Origin of the sequence: Sphingobacterium prati (assembly GCF_013167215.1) — a bacterium.
GTDB lineage: Bacteria > Bacteroidota > Bacteroidia > Sphingobacteriales > Sphingobacteriaceae > Sphingobacterium > Sphingobacterium prati.
The window spans coordinates 128,302-146,288 of the sequence record NZ_JABJWY010000016.1; the positions used below are offsets into that span (position 1 = coordinate 128,302).

Annotated in this window: 10 protein-coding genes; all 10 read left to right on the forward strand. The window is 45.5% G+C overall.

Going from position 1 to position 17,987, the window contains the following annotated elements:
• Positions 1–6: 6 nt before the first annotated feature.
• The 10 genes from HPC41_RS04255 (at position 7) to HPC41_RS04300 (ending at position 17,933) form a co-directional block, all read left to right on the forward strand.
• Entirely contained in the window at positions 7–1,905 is a 1,899-nt protein-coding gene (locus HPC41_RS04255) for a RagB/SusD family nutrient uptake outer membrane protein (RefSeq protein ID WP_172392733.1), read from the forward strand.
• Positions 1,906–1,928: 23 nt separating this feature from the next.
• Positions 1,929–3,119 (forward strand): DUF5000 domain-containing lipoprotein, encoded by a 1,191-nt coding sequence (locus HPC41_RS04260; RefSeq protein WP_172392734.1) that lies wholly within the window; start codon positions 1,929–1,931, stop codon positions 3,117–3,119.
• 19 nt (positions 3,120–3,138) lie between these two features.
• Positions 3,139–4,317: a DUF4998 domain-containing protein gene (locus HPC41_RS04265; protein ID WP_172392735.1), complete on the forward strand. Its 1,179-nt coding sequence runs from the start codon at positions 3,139–3,141 to the stop codon at positions 4,315–4,317.
• Positions 4,318–4,328: 11 nt separating this feature from the next.
• The gene (locus HPC41_RS04270; protein WP_172392736.1) at positions 4,329–6,350 is read left to right on the forward strand and encodes an alpha-amylase family protein; all 2,022 of its coding nucleotides are present in this window, start codon (positions 4,329–4,331) and stop codon (positions 6,348–6,350) included.
• A 13-nt stretch (positions 6,351–6,363) separates the two neighbouring features.
• The gene (locus HPC41_RS04275) at positions 6,364–7,404 is read left to right on the forward strand and encodes a GntR family transcriptional regulator (RefSeq protein ID WP_172392737.1); all 1,041 of its coding nucleotides are present in this window, start codon (positions 6,364–6,366) and stop codon (positions 7,402–7,404) included.
• 20 nt (positions 7,405–7,424) lie between these two features.
• A complete protein-coding gene (locus tag HPC41_RS04280) occupies positions 7,425–9,020 on the forward strand; it encodes a solute:sodium symporter family transporter (protein ID WP_172392738.1) in 1,596 nt (531 codons plus the stop codon).
• Positions 9,021–9,041: 21 nt separating this feature from the next.
• Entirely contained in the window at positions 9,042–11,282 is a 2,241-nt protein-coding gene (locus HPC41_RS04285) for a glycoside hydrolase family 95 protein (protein WP_172392739.1), read from the forward strand.
• A 12-nt stretch (positions 11,283–11,294) separates the two neighbouring features.
• A complete protein-coding gene (locus HPC41_RS04290; RefSeq protein WP_172392740.1) occupies positions 11,295–13,493 on the forward strand; it encodes an alpha-galactosidase in 2,199 nt (732 codons plus the stop codon).
• 96 nt (positions 13,494–13,589) lie between these two features.
• Positions 13,590–15,575: a sialate O-acetylesterase gene (locus HPC41_RS04295; RefSeq protein ID WP_172392741.1), complete on the forward strand. Its 1,986-nt coding sequence runs from the start codon at positions 13,590–13,592 to the stop codon at positions 15,573–15,575.
• 6 nt (positions 15,576–15,581) lie between these two features.
• A complete protein-coding gene (locus HPC41_RS04300; protein WP_172392742.1) occupies positions 15,582–17,933 on the forward strand; it encodes a glycoside hydrolase family 95 protein in 2,352 nt (783 codons plus the stop codon).
• Positions 17,934–17,987 lie beyond the last annotated feature (54 nt).

Here is a 17,987-nt window from a genome sequence, read left to right on the forward strand (position 1 = left end):
TTTATCATGAAAAATCTAAGATTAATTAAATTACTGGTTGCATCGGGTCTATTATTCTTTCAATCCTGCAACTATTTGGATGTTGTGCCGGACAATGTGGCGACAATAGATAATGCATTTACCATGCGTAGCGAGGCGATAAAGTACCTGGCTACCTGCTACTCTTACCTGCCCCCGGATGGTGATCCAACCAGAAACCCGGCATACCTCGCGGGTGATGAGTTCTGGTTGGACTACCCAACCCTCAGTATCGATGGGACAAATTGGAATATTGCCCGCGGAAATCAGAACGTCACCAATCCTTACGTGAACTATTGGGATGGCTATATGTTTAATGCCATTCGTGACTGTAATATTTTTCTGGAAAATATCCGTAACCCCGAAAAGGTGCGGGATATGACACAGGACGAACGCACCACTTGGGAAGGGGAGGTGATGTTCCTAAAAGCATATTATCATTTTATGTTGATGCGGCATTACGGGCCTATTCCTACCATGGATGTCAACTTATCTGTTAATACCTCCATCGAGGATGCAAAAGTTAAACGTCAGCCTATTGATGAGGTCGTCGATTATATCGTCAAGGTTCTTGACGAGGCAATTCCTAAACTACCTAATACGGTCCAGTCGCCCGTTACGGATCTGGGCCGTATTACCAAGCCTATTGCCTTGGGGATTAAAGCAAAAGTGTTACTGTATGCCGCGAGCCCGCTATTCAACGGTAATACGGATTATGCGACCTTTAAAAATGTCGATGGTACCCTGTTTTTCAATCAGCGCTTCCAGCTGGAAAAATGGCAAAAGGCCGCTCGTGCTGCGAAAGATGCGATTACCGCCTGCGAAAATCTCGGAATGGGGTTATACCAATTTCCGGGCACTGTATTTCCACTCTCCGATACGACAATGATTCAGATGAGTATCCGTAATGCTGTGACTGAAAAATGGAACAAGGAAATTATCTGGGCAAACCCGACTTCACGGGCTTGGCAGATGCAGTATTCATCCATGGCACATATAGATCCCAACAACGCGGGTAACAATAGTGTACATGGTACCCTGGCGCCTTCTTTAAAAATTATCGATCAGTTTTATACCCGAAATGGCGTGCCGATGGACGAAGATAAAACCTTGGATTTCAGTAATAAGAATCAGCTTCGGTCGGGTAATTATGATGAACGGTTCAATACTATTGAGAATTATCAGACCGCGCGAGTACATTTTGACCGTGAAAATAGATTTTATGCAAATGTCGGATTCGACGGTGGTATCTGGTTTATGGAAAATAGTCCAAGCCGTAGTGATGAAAATACCTGGACCACACAGCTACGCCTAGGACTGTTTGGTAGTGGACTTTCTATTCCGGTGACCACGTACTATCCAAAAAAATTGGTGAACTGGAAATTTGCTTTTAAGGATGGCAACAGCTCACATATTGAAGAATATCCTTGGCCGATGATGCGCCTGGCAGATCTGTATCTGATGTATGCCGAAGCTTTGAACGAAAGCGAAGGGCCAAGCGCCGATGTGTTTTTATACCTGGATAAAATTCGCAAAAGGGCTGGGTTGGAAGGGATCAAAGAATCTTGGTCAAAGTATGCCCTTAATCCTGCTAAACCGACAAGCAAGGAAGGCTTGCGCGGCATTATCCAGCGGGAACGAAATATTGAAATGAGTTTTGAAGGATCACGCTTATGGGATCTGAAACGCTGGAAATTAGCAGCACAGGAACTGAATAAAAATATTACTGGCTGGGATAGAAACCAGGATAAAGATCATCCAGAACTTTTCTATAAAGAACAGACTTTCTTTCAACAACGTTTTGTGGCACCGAGAGATTACTTTTGGCCGATACGGGAAAATAATCTTTTGATCAATCCGAATTTAGTGCAGAACCCGGGCTGGTAATTCCTTATTAAAAATAGAAAATCATGAAAAATCTAAAATATTTAAACTATTGCTATATCCTGGTCGGCCTTTTTTATCTATTGGCCGGTTGTAAAGAGGAAAGGGGATGGACGCTGCTTGAAGATGACCAAATGAAACCGGGTGTTGTACAAAATACAACTGTAACCAACGGTTACGGACAGGCAACGATACATTATAGTTTACCGTCCAGTCAAAATGTATTGTATGTGAAGGCTGAATACGTCATGGCCAACGGACAGACACGGGTTGTAAAATCATCGACCTATAAAAATGAGATCTTAATTGATGGTTTTCCAGATACACAAAAACATACAGTTAAGCTGTATGCCGTCAGTAAGGCTGAAGTGGCATCAGATGCTGTCGACGTTATTGTAGAACCAAAGACACCGATCTTTGATCTCGTATTTGGACAGCTAAAAATTGCACCGACCTTTGGTGGCGTCCGGATCAGTTCGATCAATCGGGAAAAAGGCGATGTAGTGATCGTCCCTATGGTTGATTCGCTGAATAATGGAGAATATTTACCCTTGGACAATTACTATAGTCAGGATTCCCTGATCCTATACAATATCCGTGGAATGAAATCCCGTGAAATGAAATTTGCCTTTTATGTTCGCGACCGATGGTTAAACAAATCGGATACCTTATATACCTCGCTGACACCTTTGGAAGAAAATCTTTTTCCAAGACAACAGTTTTCGGCTTTGCATTTACCGGGCGATGCCCAATATATGTACGGGACAACTTCGGAAATGATGTGGGACGGCAATATGAATCCCTCGCGGTGGCCGGCCTTATACACGGTTGAAAGTGCAGGTGCGCCGCAGTCTTTGACTTTTTCTATCGGAAAGGAAGCGAAATTAAGCCGTGTCGTGATTTTCCCGCGTAGAGAAAATGGTTTTTACGATAAGGGCAACATGCGTGAATTTGAAGTTTGGGGTAGCAATAGCCCAAATCTGGACGGCTCCTGGGAATCTTGGTCTAAACTGGCCACCTGTACCGTGCGAAAACCTTCGGGGACTCCTGCCGGAACAAACACCAATGCCGATGAAGTATATGGAATCGCTGGTTGGTCTTTTGACATGCCCGAAGACGCACCAAAATACAAATATCTGCGTATCCGCAATCTGCGCAACTGGCGTGGTAGTTACTTTATCCAGATTGCTCAAGTACAAGTGTGGGGAGTTTATTAACTATTAAAAAGAAAAAGAGATGAGAACATATCTATGCATACTGGCCTTGTTCGCCGCTTGTTTATTTGGTGCATGTTCCAAAATGGATGAATTTACCGAATTCACCAACGGGCAGGAAATTGTGTATCCTGCGAAGCTCGATTCCATCAAAATACGTTCGGGAAAATATCGCGTACAAGTTGATGGCATCTTTCGGGTGAATGCAGGAGTTTCGGAGCTGCGCGTGTATTGGAACAGTAAACAGGACTCGATGAAGTTTCCTGTAAAATTGACTGATGCTATTGATACCGTACATTATGTGATTGAAAACCTACCAGAAGGGCCCATGAATTTCGAAATCCGTACGATAGATCAGCAAGGCAGATTTTCTGTTCCTACCTTTCTTGTCGGAAACGTTTATGGCGACCGTTACCGTGAGGGGCTTTTCCAACGAACAATATTGGACCAAAATTTTATGGTTGATCAGCAACTCCAACTTTCGTTACAAGATGTAGCGCCAAGCTTGGGGTTCTATGCGGTGCGTATTGCTTATAAAAATCAGGATAATGCAATAACGGATACAGTCGTGCAAACTAAAGAATTGAATGAGAAAATTAACCTTTTGGACTATCTACCCAATCAGGAGATCGCTTATCAGACTGTGTTTAGGCCGGATAGCAATGCGATTGACACCTTTATGGTACAGCCTAGTAAACTACCTGTCAAAAAAGGCGATATCACCGTTTGGTGCCTGAAAAACTATAAGAATCCATTTACAGCGACAGCCTATGACGGCAACCGTTGGGGAAATTTGGATCACTGGATCACCAATAATAGTATGAAAAACCACAATGGATACGGCGGTTTCGGATCGGATGATGGCGGTGTGGTTAATATTGAAGCCGGATGGGGCGCTCCGGCGATTGTCAACGGCAAAATAGAGCAAAAAGTAACCTTATTTCCCGGTAAATATCGTTTTTTTTGTAACTTATCCTGGACAAATTATGATCAACCGCCAGCAAGACTTGTCGTCAGCACGGCAAATAATGGCATTCCAGATCTTGAGCAGATTCAACAGGCAATGGCCCACGCGGATGTCAAGTCTGATGGGGTTTATTTTGAAATCAAGGAAAAGGTCACCGTGAATATGGGGATGCTGGTCAATTTTCAACCGGACCATTATATGAAGATTAACGGATTTCAAATCAATTTACAATAATATTAAGCAGAATGAAGACAGCTATTTTCGCGCTATGTTTCATGCTCATTACGTTCATGTTATCTGCACAGCCTTTTCAGGTTAAGAAAAATGGGATAACTTTGACTTACAATAAGCAAACTGGAACCTATTCACTAAGCAAAGATCAAATTACTTATATAAAAGATGCAAGTGCTTATCTGATGCTTGCCAATGGACAAAAAGTTAGTACGGACAAACTGAAGGATGGCCGCCAAGTGACCGAGATGTTCATCAAGAATAATTTTGGGAAAGGAAAACGCTATACGGTATCGTCCAAAACATCCACAGGAATTGCGTTGCTGCAGCATTTTTATTTCTACGACACGATAGATGGTGTCATCCTTGAATTGGAAGTCAGGGGTAAAAATATAGCTAGTAACGAACTTGTGCCTATTTTGTCAAATGCTTCAGTTGCCAGCTTGGGAAAATCCTTGTATCAGCTAGCTGTTCCTTTTGATAACGATACGTTTATTTCCTATGAAAACAATGTCCTCGCGATGAATAATAAGAGCAGCGCCGAGGTCGGTGTTGTATACGATAGAGACAGTGGAAAAGGCCTGTTGATTGGTTCATTGGATCAATCTGTTTGGAAATCGGGTATTGCTATCAAAGGAGACCCGGGACAATATACCCACCTCGCAACACAGGCCGGATTTACAGATGTGAATATCACACGGGATTCCATGGCGCATGGGGCTATAAAGGGGGATGTTATTCGCTCACCAAAATACCTCGTATCTTATGACAAGGATTGGCGCATTGGGCTTGAAAACTATGCTAAAATCCACCGGAAACTATCGCCGGCTTATGTGAAATCTTGGCAAGGAGCTACACCGGTCGGCTGGAACAGCTGGGGTGTGATACAGGAAAAACTCAATTTTCAGAATGCCGCAGGTACAGCAGACTATTTTGCAAAAGATATTCCTTATTTCCGAAATGCAGATGGTGAGGCTTTTATAGATCTTGACTCTTTCTGGGATAATATGACGCCCGGAGGTATGTCAGGTGACTACACACAACTGAAGCAATTTGTTCGCTATTGTGATTCGCTGGGCCTCAAACCCGGTGTGTATTGGGCTCCTTTTACGGACTGGGGTCATGGAAGTGGACCCGACCGCAAGGCGGAGGGAAGCCAATTTACCTTTGGTCAACTGTGGACTAAAACCCAAAAAGGCTACCATAATTTGGATGGTGGACGGGCCTTGGATCCGACACATCCGGGTACTTTGGCGCGCATGGATGTGATCTTGGGGAAATTAGTCGACTGTGGTTTCCGTATGATCAAAGTTGATTTTCTTTCTCACGCAGCAATCGAATCCACCGGTTTCTACGATAAGAAAATTCAAACAGGTATGCAGGCGTACGAGGTAGGGATGAAGCATTTGGTCGATGCGTTGCAAGGTAAGATGCTTATCTACGCAGCAATTTCACCTTCCTTGGCGACAGCCCAATTTGCACACATGCGCAGAATAGCCTGCGACGCCTGGAAAACCATCGACCAAACACAGTATACCTTAAATAGTGTGAGCTACGGCTGGTGGCAGACCTATCTCTACGACTTTATCGATGCCGACCACCTTGTCTTTCATGATGAAAGCCCTGAAGTCAATAAGGCAAGATTGCTTTCAGGTGTGGTAACAGGTACCATTATCCTTGGCGACGATTTATCGAAAAAAGAAAACTGGCAACCTAAAATGAATCAGTACCTGCAGGATCCTGAAATTTTAAAGATTATAGCCGACGGTAAAAGCTTCCGTCCGGCAGGATTTGCCGAAGGCAAAGCGGCAAATACGTATTATTACAAAAAGATGGGAACAGAGCTGTATGTAGCCGTATTTAATTACAATACGGCCCCGGCAGCAATAAAGATAGATTTTATACAGATTGGCCTGGTGGTAGGTAAAAAATATCAGGCGGTGGAACTGTTTGAAAAAGCGGAAGCGGAACTTAGTGCTGAAAAATCCATTGCCTTTGAGCAAGCGGGAGCAAAATTATTTAAAATTGCTCTTTAGTTAATAATAATATATGAAGATAAGCAAAGAAGAACATTTTAAAGCATTGATCGAACGAATTAAGCGATTGGAAGCGTTGAATACACTCTCGAAACACGAATGTATCGTACAGGGAGTATTGGATGCTATTGATGCCAATGAACTGGAGGTGCATTCCAGTTTGCCATCGGTCAATAATCTGATCCAATACTTAGGGTATGCGCGCGAAACATTTGCCAAGGCTTACCGGGATCTGATTGCACATGGGGTGGTGGAGTCTAAAAATCGAAAGGGTTATTTTGTGGTCAGCAATAATACGCAAATGAAACAAAAAGTGGCGGTGCTGCTCTACGCATACGATACCTTTCAAGATACCTTGGTGAATGAATTGCGGGCCAATCTTCCAGAGGAAGTGACAGTGGACCTCTTTTTCCATCACAACAATATGGAAACCTTTGAAGATATCTTCAATCGAATCCAAGGGCGATATACCGTATATATTGTCGCTCCGATTGAAAATAAGGATTCGGAACTGTTACTGCGTTCCATTCCGGCTTCCAAATTATTGATTATTGATCGTTTGATGGATCTTGGAGATGACTATTCCTATGTTGCGCAGGAATTTGAAGCGGCGACCTACGCTGTGTTTCAGGAGCTTTATCCAAAGGTCAAAAAGTATAAAGAAGTGATCTTCTATTTTAGGGAAAATACAGCCGAACCCAATGAAATCAAAAATGCATTCTTACGCTTCCTAAAGGAGTATAAAGTAAAAGGGCGTATCGAAAAGCAATACCATGTGGGGGATCTAAAAAAGGGAAAACTGTATTTTACCATTCATAATCCGGAGCTCTATCAGATGCTGAAGGAGGTGTTGCAAAAAGGTTGGACCTTGGGGCAGGATCTGGGTATTCTCTCACATAATGATGATGTGATTAAAGAGATCATCAGTGGTGGTATCACCACCTTTTCGACAAGTTTCGCACGGATCGGATCGGAAGCCGCCAAGTTTGTGCTCGAAAGAACATTAATTAAAGAAGTGGTGCCAACGACATTGGCAGACCGCAACTCTGTATAAAAATAGAGAAGTTTTTTACGATGATAGTTTTTAGTTTTTGTCTTTTTACCGGTCTGGTTGCTTTGTGGTCCTTATGGAAGTTCAAGATCAACTATTCCAATACCTTAAATGGTTTCTTTCTTGCGGGAAAGAGCAATAGTTTTTGGATGGTTGGCTCGGCTTTGCTGTTGACCAACCTGAGCGCCAACCAGTTTATTGGTGAAAATGAATCAGTCTATATCAACAATCTCTCGGTTATCGGTTGGGGCGTTAGTTCTGTACTTGCCATGCTTCTGGTTTCGGAATTTCTGTTGCCCATTTATTTCAAACATGGCTTTCGGACCGTACCTGATTTTCTGGCCCTCAGGTTTGACCCCAAGACAAAAATGATGGTTTCTATACTGGTGCTGACTGGGTACATCGTTAACCTATTGCCACCGGTATTATACGGTGGTGCCCTAAGTCTAGCGACTATGTTTGACGTGCCGGGACTACTGCACATCAGTTATTGGCAGAGTATCTGGATACTGGTCTGGGCGCTGGGGATCATCGGGAGCTTATACAGTATATTGGGAGGATTGAAGCTGATTTCCTTGTCCGACATGGGCCTAGGCCTCTGTCTGTTTCTACTGGCGCTGCTGATTCCTTTGTTTGCGTTTTGGCAGCTTGGCAACGGCGATATATGGACGGGTGTAACCCAGCTATTTCATGATAAAAAGGAACACCTCAACGCGGTGGGATCCAAACAGGATGCGGTACCATTCTCCACCTTATTTACCGGGATGCTGTTGATCAACTTTTACTATTGGGGCATGGAACCTTATATTGCACAACAGGCATTAAGTGCCAGGAACTTAAAGGAGGCGCAAAAGGGAATGACTTTGGCTGCAGGTGGAAAACTCTTGATGCCACTGCTGATTAATTTACCTGGGCTTCTAGCAGTCCACCTATTGCCTCAGGTACAGCCGACAGCTTCTGTTTTTCCGAAACTTATCGTACTGATCTTTCCGGATATCCTAATTGGCTTTTCGCTCGCATTGGTTTTTGGCGCGGCGATGACCACCTATACGGCTGGATTACAGAGCTGTGGCAGCTTATTTATTTTTAATATCTATAAACCTTATCTAGAGCGTAAGAAAAGAGTGCTTAGTGAAAGAGAATTGGTTAAAAAAGGGAAGCTATTCGAATTGATCATCTCTATCTCGGCCATGTTTATTGCACCTTTTATCCTTTTTGCCCACGACGGGTTTTATACGTACCTGCAAACCGTATCGGGGCTGTTCAATATGCCGATCTTCACCATTATGATCTTGGGGATTCTATCACGCCGTGTGACGCCAAGGATGGCACAAATCGGCCTGTTCCTGTACATGTTCAGCTATTTCATCCTGGTGTTTGTCTGGAAGACAGAGCTACACTATCTGCACTTGTTCGCGCTGTTGTTTATCGCTGTGGCACTGGTCATCTGGGGGGGAAGTAAATTGAGCCGGCCAGACTATCTATCGGAGTATCAATTTGAGTTTTCGGGCCAGGACAAAGGTACCTATTGGAAGGGAAGGTACCGGATCGGCACCTTTCTCATCCTATTGATGATTGTCATCTATTTTGTTTTTTCACCATTGGGCATCGCTCAATAAATTGTATAAGTTGCTATGTTAATGTACAGAAAAATTAAATGCCTCATCTTTATATGCTTGCCCCTCTGTTCGACCACATCGTATGCACAACGCTATTACCTCTGGGATAATAAGCCCGCAACGGATTGGATGACCGAAGCATACCCCATCGGAAATGGACGAATTGGCGCCATGATCTTCGCCGGGGTAAATCAGGAACATATTCAATTTAATGAAAACAGCTTATGGACAGGTAATGAGCAGGAAACAGGTGCCTATCAGGCTTTTGGTGATCTTTTTCTTCGCTTTGACTCCGACGTTAATAAATCCTTTACCGCATATAGCCGAAAATTGAATTTGGATAAGGGCCTGCATGAAATAGCCTATCAGCAGGATGGACAGCAGATCAACCGTCGGTATTTTGCGAGTCGGCCCGATCAGGTCATGGTATTTGACTATGCTAACAGTGAAAAAGGGAAACTCAATGCCCAGATTGCACTCCAGGATGCACATGGGCAGGCGGTGCAGGTAGAAGATGGTCATCTGTGGTTTCAGGGAACGCTCGACAATGGTATGCGGTATGCCGCGCAGCTACGTGTGCAGGTCGTAGGTGGTTCACTTTCCAAAACGACAGATGAAAAAGGACAGGCTGTTCTTACCGTAAAATCTGCCGATCGAATTGTTTTGCTGCTGAGTGCCGCAACAGATTATGCCAATACACGGGCTACCAAATGGAAGTCGGCCGATGAACCGATGAAGGTCAATGAACGTTATCTGCACCAAGCGGAGAAATATGGCGTAAATAAGCTATTGGCACGGCATGTTGCAGATTATACAGGGCTGTTCAACCGGGTGGAGCTTGATCTTGACCATAGCCAGCTGGACAGCAAGCAAACAACAAAAGCGCTGTTGGAAGCCTATAAAAAACAGCCGATCCCGGCTCTGGAAGCATTGGTATACCAATATGGACGTTATCTGCTGATCAGTTCCTCACGGAAAGGCGGTTTGCCTGCCAACCTGCAGGGCCTCTGGAACAACAGTAACAATCCACCATGGCGCTCAGATTACCATTCCAATATCAATGTACAGATGAACTATTGGCCTGCAGAAGTCGCTAATCTACCTGAATCGGCCTGGCCATACCTCGATTATATCAATAGCATGCGTGCCGTGAAAAAAATAAATACACAGAAGGAATTTCCGGGCGTAAGGGGCTGGACCGTAAAGACCGAAAATAATATCTTCGGTGGCGAGAGCTTTCTTTGGAACACCCCCGGAAGTGCCTGGTATGCACAGGCACTGTGGGAGCATTATGCCTTTAACAGGGACAAGAAATATCTACGCGAATTTGCATACCCGATTTTAAAAGAAATAAGTGAGTTTTGGGATGATCGTCTGCTGCGAAGAGCAGACGGAACTGTGGTGGCGCCGAAGGGCTGGTCGCCGGAACATGGCCCCACAGAGGATGCCGTGAGCTATGACCATCAGATTATTTACGATCTCTTTAACAACTACATCCAGGCGAGCACAATTTTAAATATGGACACCGATTACCGTAAACATATCACGGCACTTCGCGATGCGCTGCTCAAACCTAAAATCGGTAAATGGGGACAGTTGCAGGAGTGGGAAACGGATCGTGATGATCCACAGGACAAGCATCGCCATGTCTCGCATCTGTTTGGTCTGTATCCCGGTAACCAATTCTCTGTTTTAAAAACACCGGAATTGGCCAAAGCTGCACGAGTTACGCTGACCGCGCGTGGTGATGAATCTACCGGTTGGTCTATGGCCTGGAAGGTGGCTTTTTGGGCCCGCTTGCAGGATGGGAATCACGCCTATAAAATCTTGACTAATTTCATTAACCTCGTTGGCGGCGATGGTATTGATTACAACAATGGCGGTGGCGTTTACGCCAACTTGCTCTGCGCGCATCCACCCTTTCAGATTGATGGCAACTTGGGTTATGTTGCTGCGGTGAGTGAAATGTTGCTGCAGTCGCAAACGGATGTACTGGAATTACTTCCTGCTCTGCCTGATCGCTGGTCGGCCGGAACAGTCAAAGGACTCAAAGCCCGGGGCAATGTACACATTGAAAAGATGGAATGGAACAACAGCAGCATTAGGCAGCTTATTCTTTCATCGCCGCAAGATCAAACGATTCAGGTATTGAGCCCTTCGCCATTGGCAGGTCTAAGCCCAGAGCAGGAAATCAACGGTAAATACCTTTATAAGATTCAATTGAAAGCAAACAAAATAGTCAAGTTCATTAACAAATCCTAAATCTATTGATATATGCCAACCCATCACTTTAAACATGTTGTACTCGGGCTTTTGATGACCCAGGGGCTTGTGCATCTGGAGACACAGGCGCAGTCCAAACAGATTCCTATTGAAACCAGATCGAATGCCCTAGTGTTGGAGTACGATTCCACGAAAACACTGAAAATGCGCTATTACGGTGAAAAATTGAATGATGCTAAAGAGTACTCGGCCATGGCAAGCGGTTATAGACAATTGACAGATTATAGTGGCCTCTCCGACGCGGCGTATACCCCCTCAGGTTCAAAAAACCTACTGGAACCCGCCATCAGTGTCGTTCATGCCGATGGCAACCGCTCCCTGGACCTGCGCTATGAAAAGCATGAGGTGAAAAACCTGGATGCCAATGTCGAACAGCTTGATATCACCCTAAAAGATCCGGTATACGATATTTATGTCGTTTTACACTACAAATCGTTTTTGAATGAGGACGTCATTGAGCAGTGGGCAACCATCCAAAATAAGGAAAAGAAAATCGTCACGCTGGAAAAATTTGCTTCGGCCAACCTGACTCTGCGCTCCAACGCGTATTGGCTACGGCAGTACCATGGCGACTGGGCAAAAGAAATGCAAGTGGAGGAGACTCCACTGACACACGGTATCAAAGTGTTGGACAGTAAACTCGGAACACGCGCAAACTTATTTCAACCACCTTCTTTTATGGTGTCATTGGGCAAGGCGGCATCCGAAGATGAAGGAACGGTCCTGATGGCAAGCCTGGGGTATAGTGGAAATTTTAAGGTGGATTTTGAAGTGGATTACCTCAATAACCTACGTATCATTGCCGGCATAAATAACTATGCTTCCCATGTGAAATTGGCCAGCAATCAAGCGTTTATAACGCCCAAATTGATCTATACCTTGTCGACGAAGGGAAAAGGCACCGCCTCCCGAAATCTGCACAATTGGGCCCGAAAATATCAGTTGCTGGATGGAAATGGCGAACGCTTGACTTTACTCAATAATTGGGAGGCGACTTATTTTGATTTTAATGAACAAAAATTAAAAGGTTTGCTCCAGGATACCAAAAAACTAGGGGTAGACCTATTTTTATTGGATGACGGCTGGTTTGGAAATAAATATCCGCGTAACAGCGATCACTCCAGTCTGGGAGACTGGCAACCGAACCGGACAAAACTGCCCAATGGTATCGCGACACTCGTGGAAGAAGCGACCAAGCAGGGCGTTAAATTCGGTATCTGGGTAGAACCCGAAATGGTTAGCCCCAAATCCGAACTCTACGAACAACATCCGGATTGGGTCGTCAAACAGCCACAGCGTGAAGAACATTACTTCCGTAATCAGTTGATCCTGGATCTGACAAACCCCAAGGTGCAGGATTTTGTTTTTAATATACTGGATGATCTTTTTACCAAGAATCCATCTTTGGCATATATCAAATGGGACTGCAATGCGGTTATTTACAATGCGCATTCTGCATTTTTAAAGGATCAGGGGGCATTCTATATCTCGTATGTGGAAGGACTGTATAAAGTCCTTGAACGTATACGTTCGAAATATCCGAAAGTGCCGATGATGTTATGTTCAGGCGGGGGTGGTCGTGTGGACTATGCGGCACTTCGGTACTTTACCGAATTTTGGCCTTCGGACAATACAGACCCTTTGGAGCGTATTTTTATGCAGTACGAGTATTCGTACTTTTTCCCGGCAATCAGCACTTCAAACCATGTGACAGACTGGGGAAAACAGTCCCTCAAATTCCGCACGGATGTAGCTATGATGGGCAAACTGGGTTTTGATATTGTGGTGAGCCACCTGAAAGAACAGGATCTGTTATTCTGCCAGCAAGCGGTAAAGAATTATGACGCACTTAAAGCAACAATCTGGCATGGGGAGCAGTATCGTTTGGCCGATCCACGTGAAGGTGACTTTGCCGCCCTCAGCTACGTGAATAGCCAAAAAACCGAGGCTGTCATCTTCAACTACCTGGTCAATAACCGCTATGGTATCGGAACAACCGATCCCGTCCGTTTAAAAGGACTGGATGCGCAAAAGCAATACCGGGTGGAGGAGATCAACTTGTATCCGGGAACCAAGTCGAGCTTAGGCCAGGGACAAACCTTTTCGGGCGACTACCTGATGAAAGTTGGCGTAAATCCAGACCTGAATAGCAACCGTCCCAGTGTTTTACTAAAAATATCGGCACGCTAAAAAATAACTGTGGCACATCCGAAGCTCCGACTCCAACAGTCAGGACTTCGGATGCGCCAAATGTATAAACCCAATTGAGCAACAAACTCAAAAATCATGATAAAACCTAAAAAGTATAAACGGACTTTGTTGGCCCTGCTACTCAGCCTTGCCAGTGGATTTTCTGCCCTACAGGCCAAAGTACAGTTGCCGGCTTTTATTGGCGACAATATGGTGCTGCAGCAGAAAGAAAAGGTCAAGATCTGGGGAACGAGTACCGCAATAGGCAAGGAACTTAGCGTAAATACCAGCTGGAACAACAAGAGCTATCAGGTTAAGGTCGATCAGCAGGGAGGCTGGCAAGTCTATCTGGAGACGCCGAAATACGGTGGACCCTACCAAATTACAATCAACGATGGGGATCAATTGATCCTAAATAATATTCTGATCGGTGAAGTATGGTTTTGTTCAGGACAGTCAAATATGGAAATGCCCCTGGCGGGCTGGGGTAAGATCAATAACTTTGAGCAGGAAATCAAAGCAGCCAACTTTCCCAATATTCGTATTTTACAGATTCCAAAAGCAACGGCCAATCAACCTACCACAGCAGTGAAGGTGGAGTCCGGTGGATGGAATCCGGTGACACCAGAAAGTATTCCGGAGTTTTCGGCTACGGCCTACTTTTTTGCACGTGAGATCTACGAGAAAACAGGCATTCCCATTGGCCTGATCCATTCCTCCTGGGGCGGAACAATCATTGAAGCCTGGATGAGCCGGGAGGCACTTACACCTTTTTCAACCTATACAGCAGCCATTGATAAAATCCAGCGCCCGGAGGCGCAGGAAATCTATGCGAAAGAGCTGGCCGAATGGAATCGCGTCGCCGAACAGCAGGATCAGGTGAAAACAGCAACGGAGGGCGAGTGGTTTGCGCCACAACTGGATAAAAGCAGCTGGTCTACGATCACAATTCCGAGTTTTTTTGACAAGAACCTGTTTCCGGGAATGGATGGTGTCGTTTATTTTGGCAAAGACGTTGCGTTACCGGCACATTGGCAAGGCAAACCCCTCAAGTTGATTTTGGGAGCGATTGATGACAACGATATTACCTATGTCAATGGTACAGAGGTGGGCGAGACTGTCGGTTACGACCAGATTCGGAAATATACTGTTCCTGCAGCGGCCAACAATGGCAGCCAGTTGCATATTGCGGTTCGTGTATTTGATGGAGCTGGCGATGGCGGAATATATGGCGGTACAGAACAGCCGCGACTGGAAGGCCCAAATGGCGAACAGCTATCTCTCGTTGGAAACTGGAAATGCAAAGTGGGTTATGATCTGGCGAAACTGCCCACAAAACCGAATGCCATGGAAGGCCCTAATAGGCCTACTGTGCTCTACAATGCCATGGTTAAGCCTTTTGTGGATTTTAAAATAAAAGGCGCCATTTGGTACCAGGGAGAAAGTAACGCGGATTCAAAAGACGTCCCCTACCAGCAACTGCTGCCCGCACTGATTCAGGACTGGCGCCAGCAATGGAACAATGATAAGATGCCTTTTTATTTTGTGCAACTGGCCAACTTTAAGGCGAAAAGTTTAACACCGCAGCCTTCTTCTTGGGCGAGATTGCGGGAGGCACAGCGCCAAACGCTCAAACTACCTTACACGGATATGGCGGTCATTGCTGATATTGGCGATGCAGCGGATATCCATCCGAAAAATAAACAGGATGTCGGTAGAAGGCTTGGCTGGATTGCGACTGCTCAGCTCTATGGCAAGAAGATTCCTTATTCTGGGCCTGTTCTCGAGCATTGGACGACAAAGGGAACAGCAATGCAACTCAGCTTCAACCCCATGGGCAAAAAGCTTGTGCTGAAAGGAGCGGATAAACGCAACGGTAGTTTCACAATTGCTGGTGCCGATCAGGTCTTTTATTCCGCAGAAGTCAAACAGGTCGGAAATAAGCTGATCGTATCTACCAAAGAAGTACCGTCGCCTGTCGCCGTGCGTTACGGCTGGGCCGATAACCCGGACCTGACTTTATACAACGAAGCCGGGATACCCGGTTCTCCCTTCCGAACCGATGACTGGACAAAAAACTAAAACCACATGAATAGATCATCAAAAATAAACAGTCGGAAAGGTAAGTTACTCTGCACGCTTGTGGTTTTCTTTTTTTCGGGCAACTTATTTGGGCAAGTGCAGGGGGGCAAACTTTGGTATCGGCAGCCGGCAAAACAATGGGAAGAGACCTTACCCCTGGGCAATGGAAAAATTGGCATGATGCCCGATGGTGGATTGAAGAATGACCATATTGTACTCAATGATATCACACTATGGTCGGGAAGCCCCCAGGATGCCAATAATTATGAGGCCAGCAGGTATTTGGATAGTATTCGAAATCTGATCAAAAACGGGAAAAGCGACCTTGCACAGCGATTGATTGACCAGCATTTTATCTGCAAAGGTCCCGGATCGGGCGGCAAGCAATGGGGCTGCTATCAAGTCCTGGGCAATCTAATGCTTGCATTTGATGGACAAACAGATGGCACTACAGTACAAAACTATCGCCGGGAACTGGATCTTGATAAGGCCATGGCAAAGACAAGCTATGAGCTCAAAGGCGTTAATTATAGTCGTGAATATTGGACAAGCTTTGCCGATGATGTGGGCGTTATTCGCCTCCAGAGTAGCAAAAAAGGGCAGCTAAGCCTGGAAATCAAGATTGACCGTCCTGAAAGGGCAACTGCCAAAACCGAGGATGGCGAGCTTGTTTTGGTAGGACAATTGGACAATGGTGTAGACGGTAAAGGAATGCAGTTTAAAACACGTGTCAGCGCGAAGATTATAGGGGGGAAACAGCTTGTAAAAGGACAATCTATTGTTATTCAACAGGCTGACGAAGTGCTGATTTACGTGGCGACAGACACTGATTTTAAAGGTAAGGATTTTGAGCGTACGACAGCTGAAACGCTAGCAAAGGCTTTGAAAAAATCCTATAGCCAGCAGTATGCTGAACATCTGCAAAACTATTTGGCAAAGTTCAACCGTTTGTCGCTCCGATTGGGGCAGTCGAAAGATGACTTACCGACCGACCAGCGTTTGGTGGCTTTCGGTAAAGAACCGGATCAGGATCCAGGGCTGGCTGCCTTATTTTATCAGTATGGTCGTTACCTTAGTATCAGCAGTACGCGTTTAGGCCTGCTGCCTCCGAATTTACAAGGGCTATGGGCAAACCAGATTCAGACGCCCTGGAATGGGGACTACCACCTGGATATCAATGTGCAGATGAACCATTGGCACCTCGGGGCGGCCAATCTGGGCGAACTCAATGAACCCTTGGTGGGTCTTGTGGAAGGCCTTATGGTCCCAGGGGCAAAGACCGCGAAAGCGTACTATAACGCACCGGGCTGGGTGGCTCATGTGATCACCAATGTATGGGGCTATACCGAGCCGGGAGAGTCTGCCTCCTGGGGCATTGCTAATGCAGGTTCCGGTTGGCTCTGCAATAACCTCTGGGAGCATTACCTCTATACCGAAGATGTGGATTATCTACGGCGGATATATCCTATCCTCTATGGTGCAGCACAGTTTTATTCCAGTGCCCTGACTGAATACCCGGCTAAGGGTTGGTTGTTGACTTCACCCTCCGTATCTCCCGAAAATTCTTTCAAACTCCCCAATGGACATCAGGCAAATGTGACCATGGGGCCCACGATTGATAATCAGATTGTACGTGAATTATTTGAAAATATCATCCATGCAGCGGGATTATTGGACAAACAATCGGATCCTTTTCTAACGCAGGTTGCGGCGCAACTGAAACGTTTAGCACCCGTGGTGCAGCTAGCCAAAGATGGCCGCATCATGGAATGGATCGAAGATTATGAAGAGGTGGATCCACAGCATCGGCATATCTCGCATCTGTACGGCTTGTATCCGGGCTATCTGATCCGTTATGATGAACATCCAGACTGGCAGCTTGCCGCTAAAAAAAGTCTAGACGTGCGGGGGGATGATGGACCGAGCTGGGCCATTGCCCATAAACTCCTATTCTGGACGAGGCTGCATGAAGGCGAACGGGCGTATAAATTATTCCGGCAGCTGATGACACCACGTGTTGATACACATATCAATTATGGCGCCGGTGGTGGGGTTTACGCCAACCTGCTGACAGCAGGACCTCCTTTTCAGATCGATGGTAATTTTGGTGGAGCAGCGGGAATTGCCGAGATGCTGGTGCAGTCGCATAAAGACAGCGTGTATCTCCTGCCGGCGGTCCCTGAAGCCTGGAAAAAAGAAGGCCGGGTGGGGGGCATGCGCATCAAGGGAAATCACACATTAGATATGGAATGGAAAGATGGTAAGATACTGAACTATCAGATTTATTCACCTAAATCACAACAACTTCAAGTATGTATAGATCATAACTGGATCGCCTATCGTACAAAAGAAAAATAACAAAACATAGCGTCCTCAACAGAATTGGATCATGCAATTTTTTGCATGATAGGG

What these genes read in the sequence shown, in the direction of transcription:
- HPC41_RS04270 (WP_172392736.1), top strand. Translation starts at nt 4,329, where the DNA reads ATGAAGACAGCTATTTTCGCGCTATGTTTCATGCTCATTACGTTCATG.
- HPC41_RS04265 (WP_172392735.1), top strand. Translation starts at nt 3,139, where the DNA reads ATGAGAACATATCTATGCATACTGGCCTTGTTCGCCGCTTGTTTATTT.
- HPC41_RS04285 (WP_172392739.1), top strand. Translation starts at nt 9,042, where the DNA reads ATGTACAGAAAAATTAAATGCCTCATCTTTATATGCTTGCCCCTCTGT.
- HPC41_RS04290 (WP_172392740.1), top strand. Translation starts at nt 11,295, where the DNA reads ATGCCAACCCATCACTTTAAACATGTTGTACTCGGGCTTTTGATGACC.
- HPC41_RS04275 (WP_172392737.1), top strand. Translation starts at nt 6,364, where the DNA reads ATGAAGATAAGCAAAGAAGAACATTTTAAAGCATTGATCGAACGAATT.
- HPC41_RS04300 (WP_172392742.1), top strand. Translation starts at nt 15,582, where the DNA reads ATGAATAGATCATCAAAAATAAACAGTCGGAAAGGTAAGTTACTCTGC.
- HPC41_RS04295 (WP_172392741.1), top strand. Translation starts at nt 13,590, where the DNA reads ATGATAAAACCTAAAAAGTATAAACGGACTTTGTTGGCCCTGCTACTC.
- HPC41_RS04260 (WP_172392734.1), top strand. Translation starts at nt 1,929, where the DNA reads ATGAAAAATCTAAAATATTTAAACTATTGCTATATCCTGGTCGGCCTT.
- HPC41_RS04280 (WP_172392738.1), top strand. Translation starts at nt 7,425, where the DNA reads ATGATAGTTTTTAGTTTTTGTCTTTTTACCGGTCTGGTTGCTTTGTGG.
- HPC41_RS04255 (WP_172392733.1), top strand. Translation starts at nt 7, where the DNA reads ATGAAAAATCTAAGATTAATTAAATTACTGGTTGCATCGGGTCTATTA.